Origin of the sequence: Teredinibacter sp. KSP-S5-2 (genome assembly GCF_032773895.1) — a bacterium.
Lineage (GTDB): Bacteria > Pseudomonadota > Gammaproteobacteria > Pseudomonadales > Cellvibrionaceae.
Map to the genome: position 1 here is coordinate 3,355,410 of NZ_CP120416.1, position 19,259 is coordinate 3,374,668.

General features: G+C 45.8%; 18 protein-coding genes. 2 read left to right on the forward strand and 16 right to left on the reverse strand.

All coding sequences use genetic code 11. The features are described 5' to 3' along the window. Positions 1–87: 87 nt before the first annotated feature. Positions 88–375: an STAS domain-containing protein gene (locus P5V12_RS14390; RefSeq protein ID WP_316953778.1), complete on the forward strand. Its 288-nt coding sequence runs from the start codon at positions 88–90 to the stop codon at positions 373–375. Next, positions 368–2,488, forward strand: coding sequence for a chemotaxis protein CheA (locus tag P5V12_RS14395; protein ID WP_316953779.1), 2,121 nt, complete (start codon positions 368–370; stop codon positions 2,486–2,488). Before P5V12_RS14390 ends, P5V12_RS14395 begins: the two co-directional genes overlap by 8 nt. Before the next feature lie 15 nt (positions 2,489–2,503). Here P5V12_RS14395 and P5V12_RS14400 read toward each other — a convergent pair whose 3' ends face one another. From P5V12_RS14400 to P5V12_RS14475, 16 genes are all read right to left on the reverse strand, one after another. Further along, on the reverse strand, positions 2,504–3,946 hold the full coding sequence (locus P5V12_RS14400; protein WP_316953780.1) for a DUF3360 family protein: 1,443 nt from the start codon (positions 3,944–3,946) through the stop codon (positions 2,504–2,506). 543 nt (positions 3,947–4,489) lie between these two features. Then, positions 4,490–4,870 (reverse strand): MmcQ/YjbR family DNA-binding protein, encoded by a 381-nt coding sequence (locus P5V12_RS14405; RefSeq protein WP_316953781.1) that lies wholly within the window; start codon positions 4,868–4,870, stop codon positions 4,490–4,492. A gap of 7 nt (positions 4,871–4,877) precedes the next feature. Next, on the reverse strand, positions 4,878–5,474 hold the full coding sequence (locus P5V12_RS14410) for a hypothetical protein (RefSeq protein ID WP_316953782.1): 597 nt from the start codon (positions 5,472–5,474) through the stop codon (positions 4,878–4,880). 81 nt (positions 5,475–5,555) lie between these two features. After that, positions 5,556–5,897 carry a PilZ domain-containing protein gene (locus P5V12_RS14415; RefSeq protein WP_316953783.1) on the reverse strand — a complete coding sequence of 114 codons (342 nt, stop codon included), beginning with the start codon at positions 5,895–5,897 and terminating at the stop codon, positions 5,556–5,558. 101 nt (positions 5,898–5,998) lie between these two features. Continuing rightward, positions 5,999–7,291, reverse strand: a complete 1,293-nt coding sequence (locus P5V12_RS14420; RefSeq protein WP_316953784.1) for an adenylosuccinate synthase — start codon at positions 7,289–7,291, stop codon at positions 5,999–6,001. 43 nt (positions 7,292–7,334) lie between these two features. Next, complete coding sequence (locus P5V12_RS14425; protein ID WP_316953785.1) at positions 7,335–8,525, reverse strand: ATP phosphoribosyltransferase regulatory subunit; 1,191 nt, start codon at positions 8,523–8,525, stop codon at positions 7,335–7,337. Between the two features lie 23 nt (positions 8,526–8,548). Next, the gene (locus P5V12_RS14430; RefSeq protein WP_316953786.1) at positions 8,549–8,743 is read right to left on the reverse strand and encodes a DUF2065 domain-containing protein; all 195 of its coding nucleotides are present in this window, start codon (positions 8,741–8,743) and stop codon (positions 8,549–8,551) included. A gap of 145 nt (positions 8,744–8,888) precedes the next feature. After that, the gene (hflC, locus tag P5V12_RS14435; RefSeq protein WP_316953787.1) at positions 8,889–9,764 is read right to left on the reverse strand and encodes a protease modulator HflC; all 876 of its coding nucleotides are present in this window, start codon (positions 9,762–9,764) and stop codon (positions 8,889–8,891) included. Beyond that, the gene (gene hflK, locus P5V12_RS14440) at positions 9,764–10,915 is read right to left on the reverse strand and encodes an FtsH protease activity modulator HflK (RefSeq protein ID WP_316953788.1); all 1,152 of its coding nucleotides are present in this window, start codon (positions 10,913–10,915) and stop codon (positions 9,764–9,766) included. The genes hflC and hflK overlap by 1 nt, the downstream gene beginning before the upstream one ends. Before the next feature lie 180 nt (positions 10,916–11,095). Continuing rightward, on the reverse strand, positions 11,096–12,418 hold the full coding sequence (hflX, locus tag P5V12_RS14445) for a ribosome rescue GTPase HflX (RefSeq protein WP_316953789.1): 1,323 nt from the start codon (positions 12,416–12,418) through the stop codon (positions 11,096–11,098). 12 nt (positions 12,419–12,430) lie between these two features. Continuing rightward, entirely contained in the window at positions 12,431–12,694 is a 264-nt protein-coding gene (hfq, locus tag P5V12_RS14450) for an RNA chaperone Hfq (protein ID WP_316953790.1), read from the reverse strand. Between the two features lie 292 nt (positions 12,695–12,986). Further along, on the reverse strand, positions 12,987–13,949 hold the full coding sequence (gene miaA, locus P5V12_RS14455; protein ID WP_316953791.1) for a tRNA (adenosine(37)-N6)-dimethylallyltransferase MiaA: 963 nt from the start codon (positions 13,947–13,949) through the stop codon (positions 12,987–12,989). After that, complete coding sequence (mutL, locus tag P5V12_RS14460; protein WP_316953792.1) at positions 13,949–15,796, reverse strand: DNA mismatch repair endonuclease MutL; 1,848 nt, start codon at positions 15,794–15,796, stop codon at positions 13,949–13,951. Before mutL ends, miaA begins: the two co-directional genes overlap by 1 nt. Positions 15,797–15,798: 2 nt before the next feature. After that, on the reverse strand, positions 15,799–17,166 hold the full coding sequence (locus P5V12_RS14465) for an N-acetylmuramoyl-L-alanine amidase (RefSeq protein WP_316953793.1): 1,368 nt from the start codon (positions 17,164–17,166) through the stop codon (positions 15,799–15,801). Between the two features lie 19 nt (positions 17,167–17,185). Next, the gene (tsaE, locus tag P5V12_RS14470; protein WP_316953794.1) at positions 17,186–17,671 is read right to left on the reverse strand and encodes a tRNA (adenosine(37)-N6)-threonylcarbamoyltransferase complex ATPase subunit type 1 TsaE; all 486 of its coding nucleotides are present in this window, start codon (positions 17,669–17,671) and stop codon (positions 17,186–17,188) included. A 1-nt stretch (position 17,672) separates the two neighbouring features. Further along, positions 17,673–19,199: an NAD(P)H-hydrate dehydratase gene (locus tag P5V12_RS14475; RefSeq protein WP_316953795.1), complete on the reverse strand. Its 1,527-nt coding sequence runs from the start codon at positions 19,197–19,199 to the stop codon at positions 17,673–17,675. Between the last annotated feature and the right edge of the window lie 60 nt (positions 19,200–19,259).

Below are 19,259 nucleotides of genomic sequence, written 5' to 3' on the forward strand. Positions count from 1 at the left end.
ATAGAAAGGAATACTTTACATACATGCCACTCCAAAGCAGGTCAGTTATTTGATTTTTTATTTGCTGGTTAAAGAACGAGAATCATTATGAAATGCATCAAGCTTCCTGCTGAAGTTTCTATCTATGCTGTTACCGAATTAAAACAAAAGATCGAACCATACCTATCAAATAATCAAGAAATCGAGCTCGATTTTGAGCAAGTTGAAACGCTAGACACAGCGGGAGTCCAGCTGCTTATTTGGTTACATAAGCGATCAACTCATGACAATCAGCCACTCAAGCTCACCCATATTAACGAGCAGATATTGTCCGTTCTTGAATATGTTGGCGTAAAAGAAATGTTATGCATCCCCGAGGAACTAACACATGAGTGATCCAAGAGAACTTTTTGCCCAGGAGGCTGAAGAACTCATATCCGCTGCCGAAGAGGCTCTCGTTCACTTAGAGCAGACACCTGACGATGCGGAACTCATGAACACCCTATTTAGAGCAGTTCATACAATGAAAGGCTCCTCCGGTATGTTTGATTATCGGGATGTAGTGGAATTCAGCCACGTATTTGAAACTGTTCTGGATCAATATAGAGGCTCAAATCTTAAAGTAACCAACGAAAACATTGGGTTATTTCTCGAGTGCGTCGACCACATTAGTACGTTGGTCAACTTAGCAGGCGAAGGTGTTACACAACTTCCATCAGACACTGCGGTCTACGGCAAGTCTCTTCTGGATCAGCTACTTCAGTTGGTCCAAGCGGATTCTAAAGCCTCCGCTGACTCAAACGAAGTAAACGACGATGAATCTGACATTTCAACAGATGATGAACCCTGGATTATATTGCTTAACCTTGGGCCCGACGTGCTTCGTAATGGAATGGACCCACTTTCCTTTATTTACTACCTTGAGAACTTGGGCAAGGTCGAAAGCGTAGAGATCTTTGACAACGAACTGCCTCTGAATTCAGAAATGGATCCCGAGACCTGTTATATCAATATACAGGTTCTTTTTAAGGGAAAAGTCAACAAGCAGCAAATCGCTGATGTCTTTGAATTTTTAGTTGATGATTGTCAGATACTCATTAACCCACCCCAATCCGAATTAAAAGAGTTAACAGAGAACCTCGCTCATGTTACTGACGACCAAAGAATTGGAGAAATCCTGTGCGAAATTGGCGCAATCAGTACTCAAGAATTAGATCAGGCCAGACAACAACAGCTCAAACTTGTTGAAGATAATATACAAAAACGTATCGGCGAAATCCTTATCGAAATGAAATCCGCCGATCCCGCTATCGTTAAAGCGGCAGTAAAACAGCAAAATACCATTCGCACCAATACCACGGTGAGAGTCGAAACAGCCAAACTGGAACGTCTATTTAACCTTGTTGGCGAACTTATAATTAACAATGCGAACTCAAACCGATTAATTGAAGCTTTGCCAGAAGAAGAGGAACTCAATAATACCGCCAGTATATTATCCCACCTGGTCAACGAAATACGAGATACCACTACCGAACTGCGAATGGTTGAACTCAATGCAACATTTAACCGTTTCAAACGAGTAATACGCGACCTATCTCAAAAAGCGGGAAAACAAATTGATCTAAAAATCGAAGGCGGTAGTACAGAACTGGACAAGTCATTAATTGAGAAAATTGTTGACCCGTTGACACACTTGATTCGAAATTCGGTCGACCATGGTATTGAAGACAGTGAAACCCGAACAAGCCTGGGCAAACCGGAAGCAGGAACGATTACTCTAAAAGCCTACCAGGCTTCAGGCAATGTCATTATTGAGGTTAAAGATGACGGTAAAGGCATAGACGCAGAAAAAGTCAGAGCGAAAGCGATAGAGCGTGAGCTCATATCTGCAGATTCTCATCTTTCCCCGGAAGAATGCTATCGGCTCATATTTTTACCTGGTTTTTCCACCGCGCAAGCAGTCTCGGAGATTTCTGGCCGCGGTGTGGGAATGGATGTAGTCAAAAAAAATATCGAATCAATTGGCGGAGTAATTTCAATCGAAAGCGAACCACAAAAAGGATCACTGTTTCGATTTAGAATTCCTCTGACCATGGCAATTATCGATGGCTTTCTTATTCAGGTTGGCGAAAGTCGATATGTTATCCCGCTCGCGAATGTCTCCGAATGCATAGAGCACGACGATATAACCTGGAAAAAAATTCGAAACAATGCAGATATTAACCTTCGTGGAGAATTACTTCCCCTTGCACGCTTACGAGACTATTTCTCTCTACCTAAAACAGAAATATGGGAAAGAGTGATTGTTATTGAGCATTTAGATATGCGGGTGGGCGTGGTTGTGGACGATTTACTCGGTGAAATACAAGCTGTGATTAAGCCGCTCAGTAAAGCGATCAACAATCAAATCGGTTACAGCGGCGCAACCATTCTCAGCGATGGCAATATAGCCATGATTCTGGACATCGGTACAATTATCGAATCGTTTTTAGAAAAGCAGGCCTGTTAGGCCTGCTTACAGATATTATATAAGAGCGGGAATACCGGGAATCATTCCTACGACAGCCATGATCGAAGTACAAATAATAAATGCTGCACCAGGTATCACCATACGATCAACAACACTCAACGTTTTACCTCTGTGCGCGTCTCCTATTAACCCCATGTTATCCAGAAACATCGTTAACGACCAACCAAATACCGGGTTTACCAACGCAGAAGCAAAAATACATACACCCGCTCCCTGCGCATTTTTTTCGTCAGAAATCATCTGCATACCGGCTTCAAGCAACGGTAAAAACACCCCCACCAGAAGAGCAACCACCAAAACCGGTTTCCAGGATGCTAGATCCATTGGATAACCCCAAACGGCCGCCACAATACAAAATAAACCGGTCAACACAGCACCAGCAGGAATCGGTCGTTTTGCAATCGCAGCAGGAATCATATAGGTTCCCCAAGAGCTCGATAGATTTCCCCCGCCCAACGCAGATCCAACCATCTGACGAATAGAGCAGATAGTCATAGTGTCATCAACATTCATTAGCACTTTATTCGTTTTGGGATAGTTCATTTCCTGGAACACTCTGTGACCTAAAAAATCGGGTGGCCACATTGCAACAGCCAAAAGCGCAAAAGGCATTACAGCAAGATAATTGGCTAAATCCGGTAACCCCATTTGCCATCCTGTATTTTCACCCCACCAATACATTGGATTTAGATGTGGTATCCCCGGGCTGGTTTGAAACTCGAAAGGCGTACCAAGCAGCCAAGAAAGTAAAAGAGCAAATGCAGAGCACAGTGGAATAGAAAGCCAACGTTTTTTTAACCTTGCTAAAACAGCATAAATAATTACCGTCGACAATATAAGAATAAAAGCCAGAGACGGAACACCACTCTCTGCGGTCCACAGTTTGAAACTGGATATCTGGCTTAGAGTTCCGACCGCCCCTAAATAAATCAGCAAACCGCCTCGAACACCATCCCCCGTTAATGTGATTAAACGAGAACCACCTTTGCTAAAACTCAGTGCCAGACCAAAAATTCCCACAGTAATTCCCAATGCAAGGGGATGTCCGCCAGATGAAACAATTAATGGAATCATTGGAATCATTGGCCCGTGAGTACCGGCCAAATTGGCATTTGGGTTTAAAAAACCTGAAAACAGAAGCGCAAACAGCACACCAACAATGATCATTTCGAAACGAGTGTTTTCGATGATAAAAGCGGTATCAAGACCTTGATATTGTGCGGCCCATGCACCAACCATTGCCGCAACCATAACAACTTTTCCTATTGTCCCGGCTAAAGCAGGAACAATATCTTCCCATTCAAAATGATAATCACGCCAAGGTAAATTAAACCCCCAGCGTCTCGGCTCCATAACGGAAAGCTCATGCTCTAAATACTCAGCACGAGATGAGAAGTCACCTCTGTGTCTTCGTTGCAAAATATATGAACTAGGCATTGTGTAGATCTTCTTGTGTTTTGAAAATTCTTCAAAGCTACATACGCATGAAAAACACAAGATAGCAATTCGTTTATTAGTATGTATACGAGCGTATATATTAGTGCTTAAACTCGCTAAAGCTTACCACCTATACAAAAAACGCACCCTGCTTACTCGAAAAACAATTGACAAATATCAAAATAAAGAAAGAGAGGAAAATAAAATTGAATTTTTTCTTAGAAAAAGAAATTTAAAAGTTATAAATAATTTTTTAACACATCATAAATCCGAATAACTATTTTTACCCACCCCTCATACTCACACAATAAAACGGTACTTTTTTACTAATTAATTAACTCACCCAAAATTAAATCATACGTTTGATTTTTATTTCAAAACCAAAAACATTTGAATTCATTTGCCTCTTTCTTCGGCAAATAAAGATATCTATATTTAAGAACGAAAAGAAAATGAGAACTAAACCGGAAGCAAACAAAAACAACTAGCTTATCCTTGTTCAAGAAAATTTATTTCTGCATGCATAAGAAAAGAGAATTATTGTCATTCCACTTTCAATTGAGCACCGAATTTCATACTCAACACTTTTTGATCTGCCTTTTTTAAACCTTTAAAAATAAGCTCATAGGAATGGTCAATCATTCGTTCAATTTCAGATTGAGGAATAGAACCATCGGAAATAACAGTATTCCAATGCTTTTTATTCATATGATAACCAGGAATAACGCTCGGAAAAATATCTCGCAGCGCATTTGCTTGCTCTGGTTCACATTTCAAATTGACTCTGGCACAGTCGCCTTCCATATATAAAATTGCGTAGATTTTCTCTCGCAAGCGAAAAACTGCTGACTGTTCGCCAAAAGGGAAGTCTTCTGTCGTTTCGGGCTTATTCATCATATACGCCCTGATCTGTTGGTAATTCATATAACAATCAAAATCCTGTTCCTATAGATAAGCGCAGGCTATTTTTAATACCGCTATCTTCATTCAAATACCGATTAAAATATACCCCGACACTGACGCTATCAGCACTGTGTGCGACCCCAAACTGGAAATAATAACCACCATTCAAGTCGATATCTTCTTCGTAACAGTTTGAGCAATTGGAAATGGATCGACTCGATTCAAAAATAGTACTTACACCGGCCCTTGCCGTCAGGAAAGTCGATTGTCTTTTCCCCAATACCAGACGCGGCCCAAACTCAAGGTATGCCATAACGCCGTTAGCGTCGGAAGATTCGGATTTTCGATCACCATCCGGTTCTTCAACCACTTGGGTAAAGGCATCATTATCCTCGTAAAACAAAAGCTCCAGGCCACCAGTTAGCATTAACCAATTGATGTTGTCATTGGCGTAGGAAACACTGGTTCCTAAACTGTAGGCGTCGTCATCGACGCCTTCCTGAAATGCCTTTTCACGCTCAAGTGTGATCGATGAAAAGTACCCGTCCCATATCCATTGATCTCCAGCATTCGCAGAAACAGATATTACCGCCAACAGCAATATTTTGATCGCGCCTCTTAGCATAAGGTCATCTCCAACTTGGATGCTGGAACAATATCAGGGTTTACGATTGAATACTTTGAATGTCGTCGCGACGGAAAAGTATTATTCCTGGATGGATAACTCTTGCAACACATTGTTAAACGCGTGATAAATATCCTTATCCATGTCCAGAAACTGTACACCAATTCCGGCCCCGGAATTACCACTCAACAATGCTGAGTTTGTGACTTTAGCGTGTGCCCTGGCACGATGACGCTCACCACGAAAATTAAAAAAGAATTCAATTCCAATAGTTGAACCAATGGCAAGCGCTTGATCAAAAACGAAATAGAGACCGCCCTTAGATACATTTTGTATCTGTGCGGAATGGAGGCTTTTGTCTGCTAATAAGATTCTGGCGGACCAGTTAACAGGAAATCTGGGATGAGCTCGTCGCTCGCTCACTCACGTTCTCCCACTATTACTGAGTTCTCGCCCCAAGAATAGTCAGAACGAGAAATAAATGCCCACTGGCTATTCCAGTGGGCACGAGTAGTTGTAAAAACTTATGCAAATGGATGGCGAAGAACGATCGTCTCAACCCGATCCGGGCCAGTAGAGATAATATCCACTGGAATACCAACCAACTCTTCCAAACGAGCGATATAGGCTAACGCTGTAGCAGGTAAACCATCTTTGGACTGCACACCTACTGTGGACTCTGACCATCCAGGCATGGATTCATACACAGGCTGAATCTCATCCCACCCTTCGGAATCACATGGAATGCCTGTTGGCGCACCATTAGCGTCTTGGTATCCGACACAGATTTTCACTTCGGATAAACCGTCCAACACATCCAGCTTGGTCAGACACATACCAGTCATACTATTGATGCGAACGGCGTGCTTTACTGCCACCGCATCAAACCAACCTGTGCGTCGTTTACGGCCGGTTGTTGCACCAAACTCATGACCTTTAACACCTAAGTGCTCACCCACCTCACACTCCAACTCGGTTGGGAACGGACCGGAACCAACGCGAGTGGTGTAGGCTTTGGTAATTCCCAAAACATAGTCAAGATAAAGTGGGCCAAAACCCGAGCCGGTCGCGGTGCCACCTGCAGTGGTATTGGATGACGTTACAAAAGGATAAGTACCGTGGTCAATATCGAGTAAGGAACCTTGGGCACCTTCAAACAATATATCCTGACCGGCTTCTCTTGCGTTGTGTAGTGCATCAACAACATCAACCACCATTGGCAGAAGTTGCTCAGCCAGACGATAAGCTTCCTGTAGTACCTCTTCGTAACTGACAGGTTCTGCTTTGTAGTATTCGGTAAGCGCGAAATTGTGATACTCCACAACTTCTTTCAGTTTGGAGGCAAAACGCTCTTTGTTTTGCAGGTCGCCCAAACGCAGGCCACGACGGGAAACTTTATCTTCATAGGCTGGGCCAATTCCACGCCCAGTGGTACCGATTTTAGCTTCACCGCGCTTTGCTTCACGCGCCTGATCCAGGGCGACATGATATGGAAGAATGAGCGGACATGCAGGTGAAAGGCGCAGTCTTTCTCGAACTGGTACCCCCTGTTTTTCCAATTCTTCAATTTCTTTTACCAGGGCGTCAGGAGCAAGCACCACACCATTGCCGATGTAACATGTAACGTCTTCACGCAAAATTCCAGAAGGAATTAAGTGAAGCACCGTTTTTTTGCCATCGATAACCAATGTATGACCGGCGTTATGCCCACCCTGAAATCGGGCAACATGGCTGACCTGTTCGGTTAACAGATCAACGATCTTACCTTTACCTTCATCACCCCACTGGGTACCCAATACGACAACGTTTTTGCCCATTGTTTGATATCACTCGCTTACATTAATAAATAAAAACTTTCGCTTACGAAAGAGGCTGCACTGAAAAACGCCCATCTTCTTCGACAAGCACTCGATCACACTGTTGATAATCAAGGGGCTTACTTTGCCCCGAAAGCCCGACAATCACCCGCTCGCCTGATGCACGTAACGCGTTGATCTCTTGCCATTGAAAAACACTGTCGGATGCAACAGCAAAAATCCCATCTTGAGCGGTATTTTCTGACAGTCGATCACCCACTAACCGAACTATGGCAGTTATATCTAGTGCAAAGCCAGTTGCAGGCCTTGCCCGACCAAACGCTTCACCAACATGATCATAACGTCCACCACTGGCAATTGCCGTCCCCATGCCTGGTGCAAAGGCACCAAACACGATACCGGTATGATAGCGATAGCCTCTCAACTCGCTCAGGTCAAAATACATTTGAGCTTCAGGAAAACGTTCCGCGATGGTATCCGCAAGTAATTCAAGCTCATTGATCGCCTGGGTAACAGCCTCTGGCGCATCTTGAAAGACATCTTTTGCCTTTTTTAGTACCGACCGACTACCAGATAATTTTGGTAAGGCTGTAAACCATTTTTTGGCCTGCTCACTTGATGTGTTGGCACATACCCATTCTGTCGCATCAGTGAGGGATTTGGATTGTAATAGCTCAAAGAAAGCGTGTTCTTGTTCGGAAGTCAGCTGCGCAGCAGAGGCCAAGCCTCGATATATGCCAACGTGCCCTAAATCGATATAGAGCGGTAACTTAATTTGGTCCAGTGCTGCAAGCATGAGGCTAACCACTTCTATATCAGCGTCAATGCTTTCCACACCAAAGAGTTCCAGCCCTGCCTGGATGGGCGTTCGAGAACCCAGCGCCCCTTTGGGACGAGAGTGCATCACATGTCCGGCGTAACACAGCCGGTTTACCCCTTCGCGCCGAAGGCTATGGGCATCCATACGAGCAGCTTGAGGGGTGATATCCGCCCTCAAGCCCATGGTTTTTCCTGAAATTTGATCGGTTAATTTGAAAGTTAGCAGGTCGATATCTTTACCTGAACCGGTAAGCAAGGAGTCGGTAAACTCAATCATTGGTGGGATAACATAGTCATATCCCCAGCGCTGAAAAAGATCGGTAATACTTCGACGTAGATGTTCAGTCTGATGCGCTTCGCCGGGAAGCATTTCTTCTATTCCGTCAGGTAACAACCACCGATCGACTTTACTCATATCTTTTTACCTAAACCCGTACCCTAAAAACCTTTCGCAATAAGTAGCAGTGAGCCCGCACCAATCAGCATGCTCACTAACCCCATAATTCTCAATTGCTTATCACTGGTAATGGCCAGAGTTGCAACCATCCTCCGCCACCTGTGAGGGTATAAAAAGGGCAGAATCCCCTCGATAACCAGCATTAAACAGACTGCTTTTGCCAATTCTTCCCACATAGCTGCTGTATCCCTTTCGCTCCCGTATGCCATTCAAGTCATAGGTGATAAGCACAAAAAAACCGGCTCCATTGGGGCCGGTTGCTTCATTTTATCATGAACTGCGGTATCAAAAAACAACCGCGCGATTGATTTCGGTCAGAGCTTACTTCTTACCCTGAGCATCCTTCAGATAACGGAAGAACTCACTATCTGGATCAATCAGCATAATGTCGTCTTTACTCTTAAACGTGGTCTTATAGGCCGTTAAGCTACGGACGAAAGCATAGAAGTCTGGGTCTTTGTTATACGCATTGGCATAGATAGCAGCCGCTTTCGCATCCCCTTCACCGCGCAGCAACTCAGCGTCCCGGTAGGCCTGAGCCTCAAGGATAGTGCGCTGCCTATCGGCATCAGCTCGAATAATCTCGGCTTGCTCCTTACCCTTGGAACGGTGTTCACGGGCTTCTTTTTCCCGCTCAGCAGACATACGGCTATATACCGGGCCACTGACCTCTTCGGGTAGATCAATACGCTTCACACGAACATCAACCACTTCAATACCTAATGAATCCTGGGTGAATTCATTCAGTTGATTAGTGAGATCGACCATAAGCTGATCACGCTCACCACTAACCACTTCCTGAAGTGAACGCTGGGCAAATTGGTTTCTCAAACCTTCATTAATTCGCTGAGCAAGCAGTCTCTCGGCACGAGCTTCCTCACCATTGGTAGCAACATAGTAGTTACCCACATCAATAATGCGCCACTTGGCAAAGGAGTCCACCATCATGCTTTTCTTTTCAACGGTAAGAAAACGCTCAGGACGAGCATCCAAAGTAAGTACTCGCGCATCAAACTTGCGAACCACATCTATGAACGGAATTTTTGCGTGCAAGCCTGCCTTGATGTCATTGTCATCCACTTTACCCAAACGAAGTAAAACACCACGCTCAAACTCGTTGACGATGTATAACGTATTCGACGCAAAAAAGGCGATCAACACTAGGACAAGTATTGAAAAAATAGCTCTTCCGGACATTATCTTGCCTCCCTACGACGTGAATTATTGGACGCTTCTCTACGCAACTGATCAATGACCTCGTTGGTAATCGTATCGATATCTGCATCAGTAAAGCCTTTGCTTGCAGATGTTGAAGATGATGAGATGACTTTATCCAGCGGAATATAGAGCATGTTATTGCCCCCCTCCACATCAACCATCACTTTAGAGGCATTCCCCATTACTTCCTGCACGGCATCGATATATAGACGTTTGCGCGTCACTTGAGGCGCTTTTTTGTATTCAGCCAATAACAATTCGAAACGTTTCGCCTCACCTTCAGCCTGGGCAATTACCTGCTCTTTATACGCATTGGCTTCTTCGATTACACGTTGAGCTTTACCACGCGCTTCCGGGATAATACCGTTGGCATATGCTTGAGCCTGGTTTTTGAAACGCTCTTCGTCTTCACGAGCCTTAATAACATCATCAAATGCTGCCTGGACTTCTCTTGGTGGATTAGAATCCTCGACGTTCACCTTCTCGATACGAATACCAGTTTGGTAGTTGTCGAGATAGGTTTGCAATCGTTCTTGAACTTCCAGGGCAACCTGTTCACGCCCTTGCGTCAACACATCATGCATTCCTGTCGAACCAGCAACATGACGTAAGGCACTATTGGTCGCTTGTTGAAGGCTGCTCTCTGGATCCCTTACTTTAAGTACAAAATCTCGAGCATCAGCGATGACATACTGTACGGACAGCTTGATATCAACAATATTGAGGTCTTTGGTTAACATTTGTTCGGAGGTTGTCCAACCACGAACTTTGGTTACGTTTACGGTGTAGACATTATCAATTAGTGGCGGATTCCAACGAAAACCCGGGCCTTTGGTTTCACTGTAAACACCAAATCGCAGCACCACCGCTCTCTCTTGTTCGTTGACAATGCCTGCCCCTTTTATGACGTAAAACACACCAACAACAATAAAGATGAGAGCAAATATGGCAGCACTGAAACCTGAACCGCCAGAGGCTCCACCTCGTCCACCGTTACCCCCAAAGAAACCATTAAACTTCTTGGTTAGATTATTCAGTATCTCATCCAGGTCTGGTGGGCCGTCATTACCGCGATTACCACCGCTCCAGGGATCTTTGTCTTTATTACCACCCGGTTCATTCCAGGCCATAAGGCATCTCCATCAAGGTTTTGAATCTTTTTTTGTATTACGTCGAAATAACGTATCTGTATTCATTTTTTGCGCTGAACATCATAGTTGCCGATATATTGATATCAAGCATTTCACGTTGTTGGCGTATAAATTATCTATTAATAACGAAATATGCAGGTGGATTGTTATTTTTCAAGACTATACAGCGAGTTGCTGCGTCGAATCGTCAAATTTATCCCCTGTGATGTCATCCAGGCTGATGCTTTCTGAGCTTAGCATACGAGTGAGATCAGTTTGAGGCAGTCGAATAAGGAGTTCACAGCTTCCATCACTGAGATATTCCTCACCCAGAACAGCATTATGTCGATACAGTTTTGACCTTAAGCTCCCCATGGTTGCAGCTAAAGTCACTTTGGACTCAAAAATATCATTTGCCAACAACTCAGAGATTGCTTTCTGCAGTATATCAATACCGGTTTTTTCCTGGGCGGATAACCATACCGCTGTCGGGCGGCCGTCTCCATCCCGATCAATCCTGGGCTGAAAGTCTTCAATCAGGTCAATTTTGTTGTATATCATTAGCTGAGGAAGCTCATCAGCTTCAATCTCCTCCAAGACACCATTAACCTCTACGATATTGCGTGCACGCTCTTCATCTACTGCATCCACCACATGAAGTAACAAGTCCGCACTGGCCGCTTCTTCCAGGGTCGCCCTAAATGCTTCCACTAAGCGGTGCGGTAAGTTACTCAGAAACCCCACCGTATCGGCCAAAATAGCAGGCCCGACATCCGGCAAGCCAATTCGTCGCATGGTTGGATCCAGTGTGGCGAAAAGTTGGTCCTGAGCGAAAACACCCGCCTCAGTAATAGCGTTAAATAAGGTTGATTTGCCTGCGTTGGTGTAGCCCACCAGAGACAGCGTTGGAATTTCAGCACGAATTCGTGCTCGACGCCCTTGCTCGCGTTGCTTACGCACTTTTTCCAACCGTTTGCCAATGGCTTTAATTCGACCACGGAGCAACCGGCGGTCAGTTTCCAACTGCGTTTCACCCGGCCCTCTCAGACCTATCCCACCTTTCTGTCTTTCCAAGTGAGTCCAGCCACGAATCAAGCGGGTTGAAATATGATTAAGCTGAGCCAGCTCGACCTGAAGCTTACCTTCATGGGTACGTGCTCGCTGTGCGAAGATGTCAAGAATCAGCCCTGTCCTATCGAGGACACGACACTGAAGTTCTTTCTCTAGGTTACGTTCCTGACTAGCTGACAGCTCATGATTAAATATAACCAGCTCGGCACAATGTTCTTCAACCAACGCTTTAAGCTCTTCGAGCTTTCCGGTACCAATAAAATACCTCGCGTGGGGCGAACTACGCTGACCCGTCAAAAAATCAATAGGATCCCCACCGGCAGAAAGCACCAGTTCTTCAAATTCCCGAGGATCGTTGTTGTCAACTACGTTGGAAAATTCCAGGTGAACCAGTATGGCCAGCTCACCCGAATCTGGACGATCAAAAAACAAAGGGGACTCCGTTTAACCCCCGTTTTCCATTTCATCATGTCCACCGGCCTCAGGGTTCAACATAGGAACTCTTACAGGACGAGATGGCACAATAGTAGAAATGGCATGTTTATAAACCATTTGGCTTACCGTGTTTTTAAGAAGCAAAACGAACTGATCAAAAGACTCAACCTGACCTTGCAATTTAATTCCATTTACGAGGTAGATTGAAACAGGAATTCGTTCTTTACGAAGTACGTTTAAGTAAGGGTCTTGTAAGCTATGCCCTTTTGACATTGTTATTCTCCTTATTAGGATAAATGTAAATACACAATCCTACTTAATCAGCCAAAATTTACTGTTTAAGTTTTTCACCCCACTACCTGCCAATAGTAGTCTGTGGAATGTGCAAGCGTATAAAACATGTTCCAGTTGCCCGCTGAATACACAGCATAACAACTCTGTAGTCACCCCTAATGTTACTGAGGTTGCCACCGTGTTAGATGCCAATCATCTAAAATAGTGCCCTAATAACAAAGATTATAGACGTTTCTAGTATTTGCCCAAGAATTCATTAGAGATTGCCACATTATATTGTTGTCGTGGGAACAAAATTCAAGGCGACAGTCACAATTTCCTGATCCGACAACAATTGTCCGTTCTCGTTCTGAGTATAAACCCAGTTCAGGTCATCCCAACCGCGCAACCACGTTAACTGGCGCTTGGCCAGTTGTCTGGTCGCGGCCTTGCCTTTTTCTCGCATTTCCTCATAGGAAACCAGCCCGTCCAGATACTCCCACACCTGACGATATCCCACGGCACGTATTGCAGGAAGGTCTTTATGTAGATCTCCTCGCTCACGCAAATGACGGACTTCTTCAAGCAACCCATTTTCCAGCATAAGATCAAACCGCCTGGCAATCCGCTCGTGTAAAACACCCCGATCTCTCGGTGCGACAGCCATTTGCACCCACTGATAGTCGTACATCAATCCACCAACGGACATTCGTTGCAGCTCACTCATGGGCCTACCTGTAACGCGATACACCTCCAATGCCCGACTCAAACGTTGGGAGTGATTAGGGTGAATCCGCGCTGCGGCGTCCGGGTCAACTTGTGTTAATTGTGCATGAATATGGGGCCAACCATATTGCGCTGCATCAGCTTCTATTGCTGCTCTAACCTGCTCATCCGCCGCAGGTAAATCAGACAGGCCTTCCCGTAACGCCTTGAAGTACATCATTGTTCCGCCAACCAATATGGGCGTCTTCCCTTGCTGAATAATATCTTCAATTTCACGCTTGGCATCCAAGCAAAAATCCGCGGCAGAATATGGCTCACCGGGATCTCGAATATCAATTAACCGATGCGGTGCGGCAGCCAACTCGTCTTTCGATGGCTTAGCCGAGCCTATATCCATACCGGTATATACCAACGCGGAGTCAACACTGATCAACTCGGCATTAAGCTTGTTTCTCAAAGCAATGGCCAGGTCAGTTTTACCCGCAGCCGTTGGGCCCATAATGGCAATAATACGTGGCTGGCCGGACATTACTGCCCTCTCAAAAAGAGCTTATCCAGTTCACCCAAAGCGAGTTGAGTCCAGGTTGGTCTCCCGTGGTTACATTGCCCACTGCGCTCGGTTGCTTCCATATCGCGGAGCAACGCGTTCATTTCCGGGATCGTCAATCTACGATTTGCCCGGACAGAACCGTGACAGGCCATAGTGCCCAGAATCTCGTTAATATGGTGCTGAATTCTTTGGCTCGATCCGTATTCAATCAAATCAGACAGCACATCGCGTATCAAAGCTTCCACATCATCGGCATGCAATAAGGTTGGAACCTGACGAATCAATAAGGATTCAGGACCAACACGCTCTATAACAATACCCAGGCGAGAAAAAACGTCCATACAGTCTTCCGCCTGGTTCGCTTCTTTTTCACTCACAGCCAGCGTTTGTGGCACCAATAGAGGCTGAGATTGAATTGCCTGCTCACTGAACTGCGCCTTCATGCGCTCGTAAACAATTCGTTCATGGGCTGCATGCATATCAACAATAATCAGCCCTTGAGTGTTCTCCGCCAAAATATATATGCCTTTTAATTGTGCAATGGCATAACCAAGTGGAGGCACCAGCTGCTGTTCTGGGGAAGCTCTCTCCATTTCTCCACCAGATATTACATCAGGGTTGGTTAAGGTAGCGTATTGAGCAATTTGTTCTCTGACACTGGATGAGCCGGAGAAAGAACTGCTTCCGGCTGGCACGGAATAATTACCGGTATACGGACGAGTTTCAGTTCTTGCAGACAAACCAAGCGCATGCTGTGTGGGCTCCGCTTCCATCACCAACTCAGCCGGTTCGGCGACATAACTTCTTTCCGCCTCGTCAGACGGCCTCACATCGGCCAAGGCTTTATGCAAGCTGCTGAATAAAAAATCGTGTACTAACCGACTATCGCGAAAACGCACTTCGTGTTTGGTTGGGTGGACATTGACATCCACATTGGAGGGATCTAACTCCAGATACAAAACAAACGCAGGATGACGGCCATGGAACAACACGTCCTGATAGGCTTGTTTGATAGCATGAGAAACCAGCTTATCCCGAATGGAACGACCATTAACAAAAAAGTGCTGCAGGTCTGACTGACTGCGGGAGAACTTTGGCAGAGCTACCCAACCCCACAAACGTAAGCCCGCTCTTTCCATATCCACATGAACAGCGTTTTCAATAAAAGCAGGTCCACAAATTTGAGCAACTCTTCGCTCCTGCTCGGCTTGACTGTTTGCTGGTCGCCAGCTGTGTATCACTTTGCCGTTATTTTTCAGAGAAAAACCCAACTCAAAACGGGAAAGCGCGAGACGTTTAATAATGTCTTCTATTCTGTTGTACTCGGTTTTCTCTGTGCGTAAAAACTTTCTGCGGGCCGGTGTGTTAAAGAACAGATCTTTAACTTCCACGGTTGTCCCCTGCGGATGTGCTGCCGGAGAAAGCTCTGTGGCCATATCACGCCCTTCGGTCTGGGCACTCCAAGCCATATCAGACTGGCCATCGTTAGACACAAACTTCAAGCGGGAGACGGAACTGATACTGGCCAGCGCTTCCCCACGAAAGCCCAAGGTGCCGACGGCTTCTAGATCATCGAGTACGGTAATTTTACTGGTGGCGTGACGGCTTAATGCCAAAGGCAAATCATCCTTCGCCACACCGGAACCATTGTCTCGAACCCGAACTAACTTAACGCCACCGACTTCGATATCCACATCGATTTGTGTCGCACCGGAATCCAGGCTGTTTTCAATAAGTTCCTTTACGACAGAGGCAGGTCTCTCTACCACCTCACCGGCAGCAATCTGGTTGGCGAGGCGGGGACTTAATCTTTTAATTTTTTGCATAGCTAACTAGCGGGAATAGTGATTTTTTGACCGACTCTGATTTGCGAATCTTGTAAGCCGTTATGTTGTATTAGACGAGCGACACTTACTCGGTACTTTTTGGCAATTCCTGACAATGTATCTCCGCGAGCAACAACATAACTTACCGGAATGTTTTGCTGGCCGTTTTCTTTCTGCCAGGCGATATAGGTTCCCGCAGGAGGTTGCAAGGAAAAATGACTTTGAATGCCGGAGAAAATCGACTTAGCGAGTTTCTGTCGATGAGAATGCGTATTGAGTTTACGCGCTTCGTCTGGGTTGGATATAAAGCCGGTTTCCACCAAAATACTTGGCACATCCGGCGACTTTAAAACTGCGAAGCCCGCCTGTTCAACCCGGTGCTTGTGGAGCTTGGTTGTGCTCCCCATGTTCTTTAATACACGATCCCCCACATCCAAACTACTCGCCAGGGTTGCAGTCATGGACAAATCCACCAACACCCCAGCCAAAATATCGTCTTTATCTTCCAGACTAACACCGCCCACACCACCGATTAAGTCAGCTTCGTTTTCTTTTTGCGCAAGGAAGCGAGCCGTTTCACTGGTTGCGCCTCTGCGAGACAAAGCAAAAACCGATGCGCCTTTGGCTTTTGGATTTTTAAACGCATCAGCGTGGACAGAGACAAAGAGATCAGCCCGCATTTCCCGTGCCTTGTTTCGTCGCGTGCGCAATGGAATATAGTAGTCACCGGTACGAATGAGTTTTGCGGTATAGCCAGGCTCAGCATCGATAATGGCTTTTAATTCTTTACTGATTTTAAAAACCACATCTTTTTCATATATTTTTCTTGGTCCAATTGCACCAGGGTCTTCACCACCGTGCCCGGCATCAATAGCAATAATAATATCTCGCTTGCCGGTGGGGGTTTTCACCACCTGCTCAACAGTTTTTACTGTTTTGCTACCACTGTCGTATAGATCGATAACTAAACGATCTTTTTTATCGCCATGCCTTTTGAGTACGAAACTCCTCGGCTTTACTTCAGCATTTAGATCCAGCACAACACGTAAATCGGTTTGATTACGCTTGCCAATTCTCAATCGATCAATCGGAGAGTCCGCAAAAACCAGAGCATCGGTAGGGGCATCAAACGTGGAGCGATCAACATCAATAACTAAACGAGACGGGGAGCGTAAAGAAAACACTTTGTGCTCAACCGGACCACTCAGGTCAAACACTAAACGCGTATGATCTGGCGCGCGCCATACACGTACATTCTCAACTTGAGCCGCGTGGAGAAAATTAAGAGGGCAAAGCACTAACGATAATAAAATCGCGATTCTAAATAGTGTGCATCTGTGATGATAATTCTGCATTACCGTGTCTCGCATAGTTTAAGCACACCAGCTACTACCGGGCCACTCCCTCTAATTGTTGGATAATGAATTCCCCTTTCGCTGATCCTGCGGTAAGCGTTAACTCACGCCCGGGTAATTTAGGCTCTACTTTTACCACTAAATCGGCCTGAGGCAAAGCCCCCTTCCCTTTTGACGGCCATTCAATCAGACAAATAGATGAGCTATTGAAATAATCCCGTATTCCCATAAATTCCAGTTCTTCCGGGTCAGCCAGACGATACAAATCAAAATGGTAAAGTTGCATTCCCGGTAAATCATAAGGCTCAACTAGCGTATAGGTCGGACTCTTAACACTGCCTGAATAACCAAAGGCGGATAACACGCCTCGACAGAAAGTTGTTTTGCCTGCTCCCAGAGTGCCTTCAAGGTATATCACCCCACCTTGACTCAAGGCCTTCCCCAAGACAGCACCAGCCACAACGGTTGCCTGCTCATCCGCCAGATAACTTACACAAGGCGTCAGTTTTTTTTCATTCATATTAGTTTAGCAATTCCCGAATGTAAGGGATTAAATCTGAAGCGAGCATCCCCCGCTCACCAAAATCTTCAACAGCCATATCTGCCGCATCACCATGCACACAAACCGCCAGTTTTGCCGCATCATCCAACTCTAACCCTTGAGCAATCAGCGCACCGATAACACCACTCAATACATCACCACTTCCGCCAACAGCCAAACCGGGATTGCCAACATTGGCCAGAAACACACCTTTGCTCGTCGCGATAATGGTTCCCGCGCCTTTTAAAACGACCACTCCGCCATAACGCTGTTGAATTTTTTGCGTCGAGGAAAAACGATCTTTCTGCACTTCTTCAAGTGAACAATCAAGCAACCGAGCCGCTTCACCGGGGTGAGGAGTGAGGACCCACCGATGACAAGGTAAATTTCCGATGACACGGCCTTTAGCCAGCAAATTCAGAGCATCAGCATCGATAACCATCGGCAGGTTTGCCAAATATGCTTGCTGTAACATCTGTTCCGCCCAGGCTCCCTGACCTAAGCCTGGACCAATCACCACGACCTTCGGCCTGGAGAGTAGATCCGCAAGATCGTGACCTGACGACACTGCCTTAGCCATGACTTCCGGTAAACGGGCAAGCAATGGAAGTACGTGCTCTGCTCGCGTTGCAACCGATGTTAATCCTGCCCCGCTTCGGGCACAGCTTTCGGCCGCCAATATCGCCGCCCCCCCCATTCCACTGTTGCCACCCACAATCAATGCATGACCATGAGAACCTTTGTGGCTGGCTGGACGTCTCGGGTTGAGTTTCGGAAAAAGCTGAGTTGTCGAAGTTTGAACGCAAGAAGGCTCGATTGCCTGATAGGCGTCATCTGGAACATCTAAATCACAAAAGATTAACTCACCGACTACATTCGGGGCACGTCCTGTCAGCAACCCCTTTTTCATACCGACAAAAGTAGTGGTTATCGTCGCCTCGACACAAGTTGAAGCAAGCTCACCAGTGTCTCCCGCCAGCCCGGATGGAATATCAAGCGCAACGACCGGAACAGACTGCGCATTTATCCAATCAATTGCCTGAACATAATTATCACGTAGCTCGCCCTTGAATCCGGTTCCTAGCAGGCCATCAACAATTAATTCGCTATCATCCAATTCAAGCTGCCGTCCGGGAAAAGACATCACCTCGACACGTTCTTGTTGCGCGTAGTGAAACGCTGTCTGGGCATCACCGCTAAGACGAGCTGGGTCAACCAGGCTGAACACCTTGACCTTAATACCACTTTGGGCAGCAAGGGCGGCAACGATATACCCGTCACCGGCATTGTTTCCCGAACCACACATAACAGTAAGGCTGCGTAACGCTGGCCAACGATTCATAATCACATCGAAGCAACTACGTCCGGCGCGCTTCATCAATCGAATACCCGGAATCCCTAGATGATTAATGGCGTAACTATCCAAGCTTCGAACTTCGTCCACGCTATACAATCTGGATAGCTGTGCTTCCCCTGAAGAAGTGTAACTCTTTAGCTTAACGGCCATAATTCGCCTTAATGGTGGTATATTGGGCGCACATTATACGTGATCGACAAAGTGCGAGTA

What these genes read in the sequence shown, in the direction of transcription:
- P5V12_RS14390 (WP_316953778.1), top strand. Translation starts at nt 88, where the DNA reads ATGAAATGCATCAAGCTTCCTGCTGAAGTTTCTATCTATGCTGTTACC.
- P5V12_RS14395 (WP_316953779.1), top strand. Translation starts at nt 368, where the DNA reads ATGAGTGATCCAAGAGAACTTTTTGCCCAGGAGGCTGAAGAACTCATA.
- P5V12_RS14400 (WP_316953780.1), bottom strand. Translation starts at nt 3,946, where the DNA reads ATGCCTAGTTCATATATTTTGCAACGAAGACACAGAGGTGACTTCTCA.
- P5V12_RS14405 (WP_316953781.1), bottom strand. Translation starts at nt 4,870, where the DNA reads ATGAATTACCAACAGATCAGGGCGTATATGATGAATAAGCCCGAAACG.
- P5V12_RS14410 (WP_316953782.1), bottom strand. Translation starts at nt 5,474, where the DNA reads ATGCTAAGAGGCGCGATCAAAATATTGCTGTTGGCGGTAATATCTGTT.
- P5V12_RS14420 (WP_316953784.1), bottom strand. Translation starts at nt 7,291, where the DNA reads ATGGGCAAAAACGTTGTCGTATTGGGTACCCAGTGGGGTGATGAAGGT.
- P5V12_RS14425 (WP_316953785.1), bottom strand. Translation starts at nt 8,525, where the DNA reads ATGAGTAAAGTCGATCGGTGGTTGTTACCTGACGGAATAGAAGAAATG.
- P5V12_RS14430 (WP_316953786.1), bottom strand. Translation starts at nt 8,743, where the DNA reads ATGTGGGAAGAATTGGCAAAAGCAGTCTGTTTAATGCTGGTTATCGAG.
- hflC (WP_316953787.1), bottom strand. Translation starts at nt 9,764, where the DNA reads ATGTCCGGAAGAGCTATTTTTTCAATACTTGTCCTAGTGTTGATCGCC.
- hflK (WP_316953788.1), bottom strand. Translation starts at nt 10,915, where the DNA reads ATGGCCTGGAATGAACCGGGTGGTAATAAAGACAAAGATCCCTGGAGC.
- hfq (WP_316953790.1), bottom strand. Translation starts at nt 12,694, where the DNA reads ATGTCAAAAGGGCATAGCTTACAAGACCCTTACTTAAACGTACTTCGT.
- miaA (WP_316953791.1), bottom strand. Translation starts at nt 13,949, where the DNA reads ATGTCCGGCCAGCCACGTATTATTGCCATTATGGGCCCAACGGCTGCG.
- mutL (WP_316953792.1), bottom strand. Translation starts at nt 15,796, where the DNA reads ATGCAAAAAATTAAAAGATTAAGTCCCCGCCTCGCCAACCAGATTGCT.
- P5V12_RS14465 (WP_316953793.1), bottom strand. Translation starts at nt 17,166, where the DNA reads ATGCGAGACACGGTAATGCAGAATTATCATCACAGATGCACACTATTT.
- tsaE (WP_316953794.1), bottom strand. Translation starts at nt 17,671, where the DNA reads ATGAATGAAAAAAAACTGACGCCTTGTGTAAGTTATCTGGCGGATGAG.
- P5V12_RS14475 (WP_316953795.1), bottom strand. Translation starts at nt 19,199, where the DNA reads ATGGCCGTTAAGCTAAAGAGTTACACTTCTTCAGGGGAAGCACAGCTA.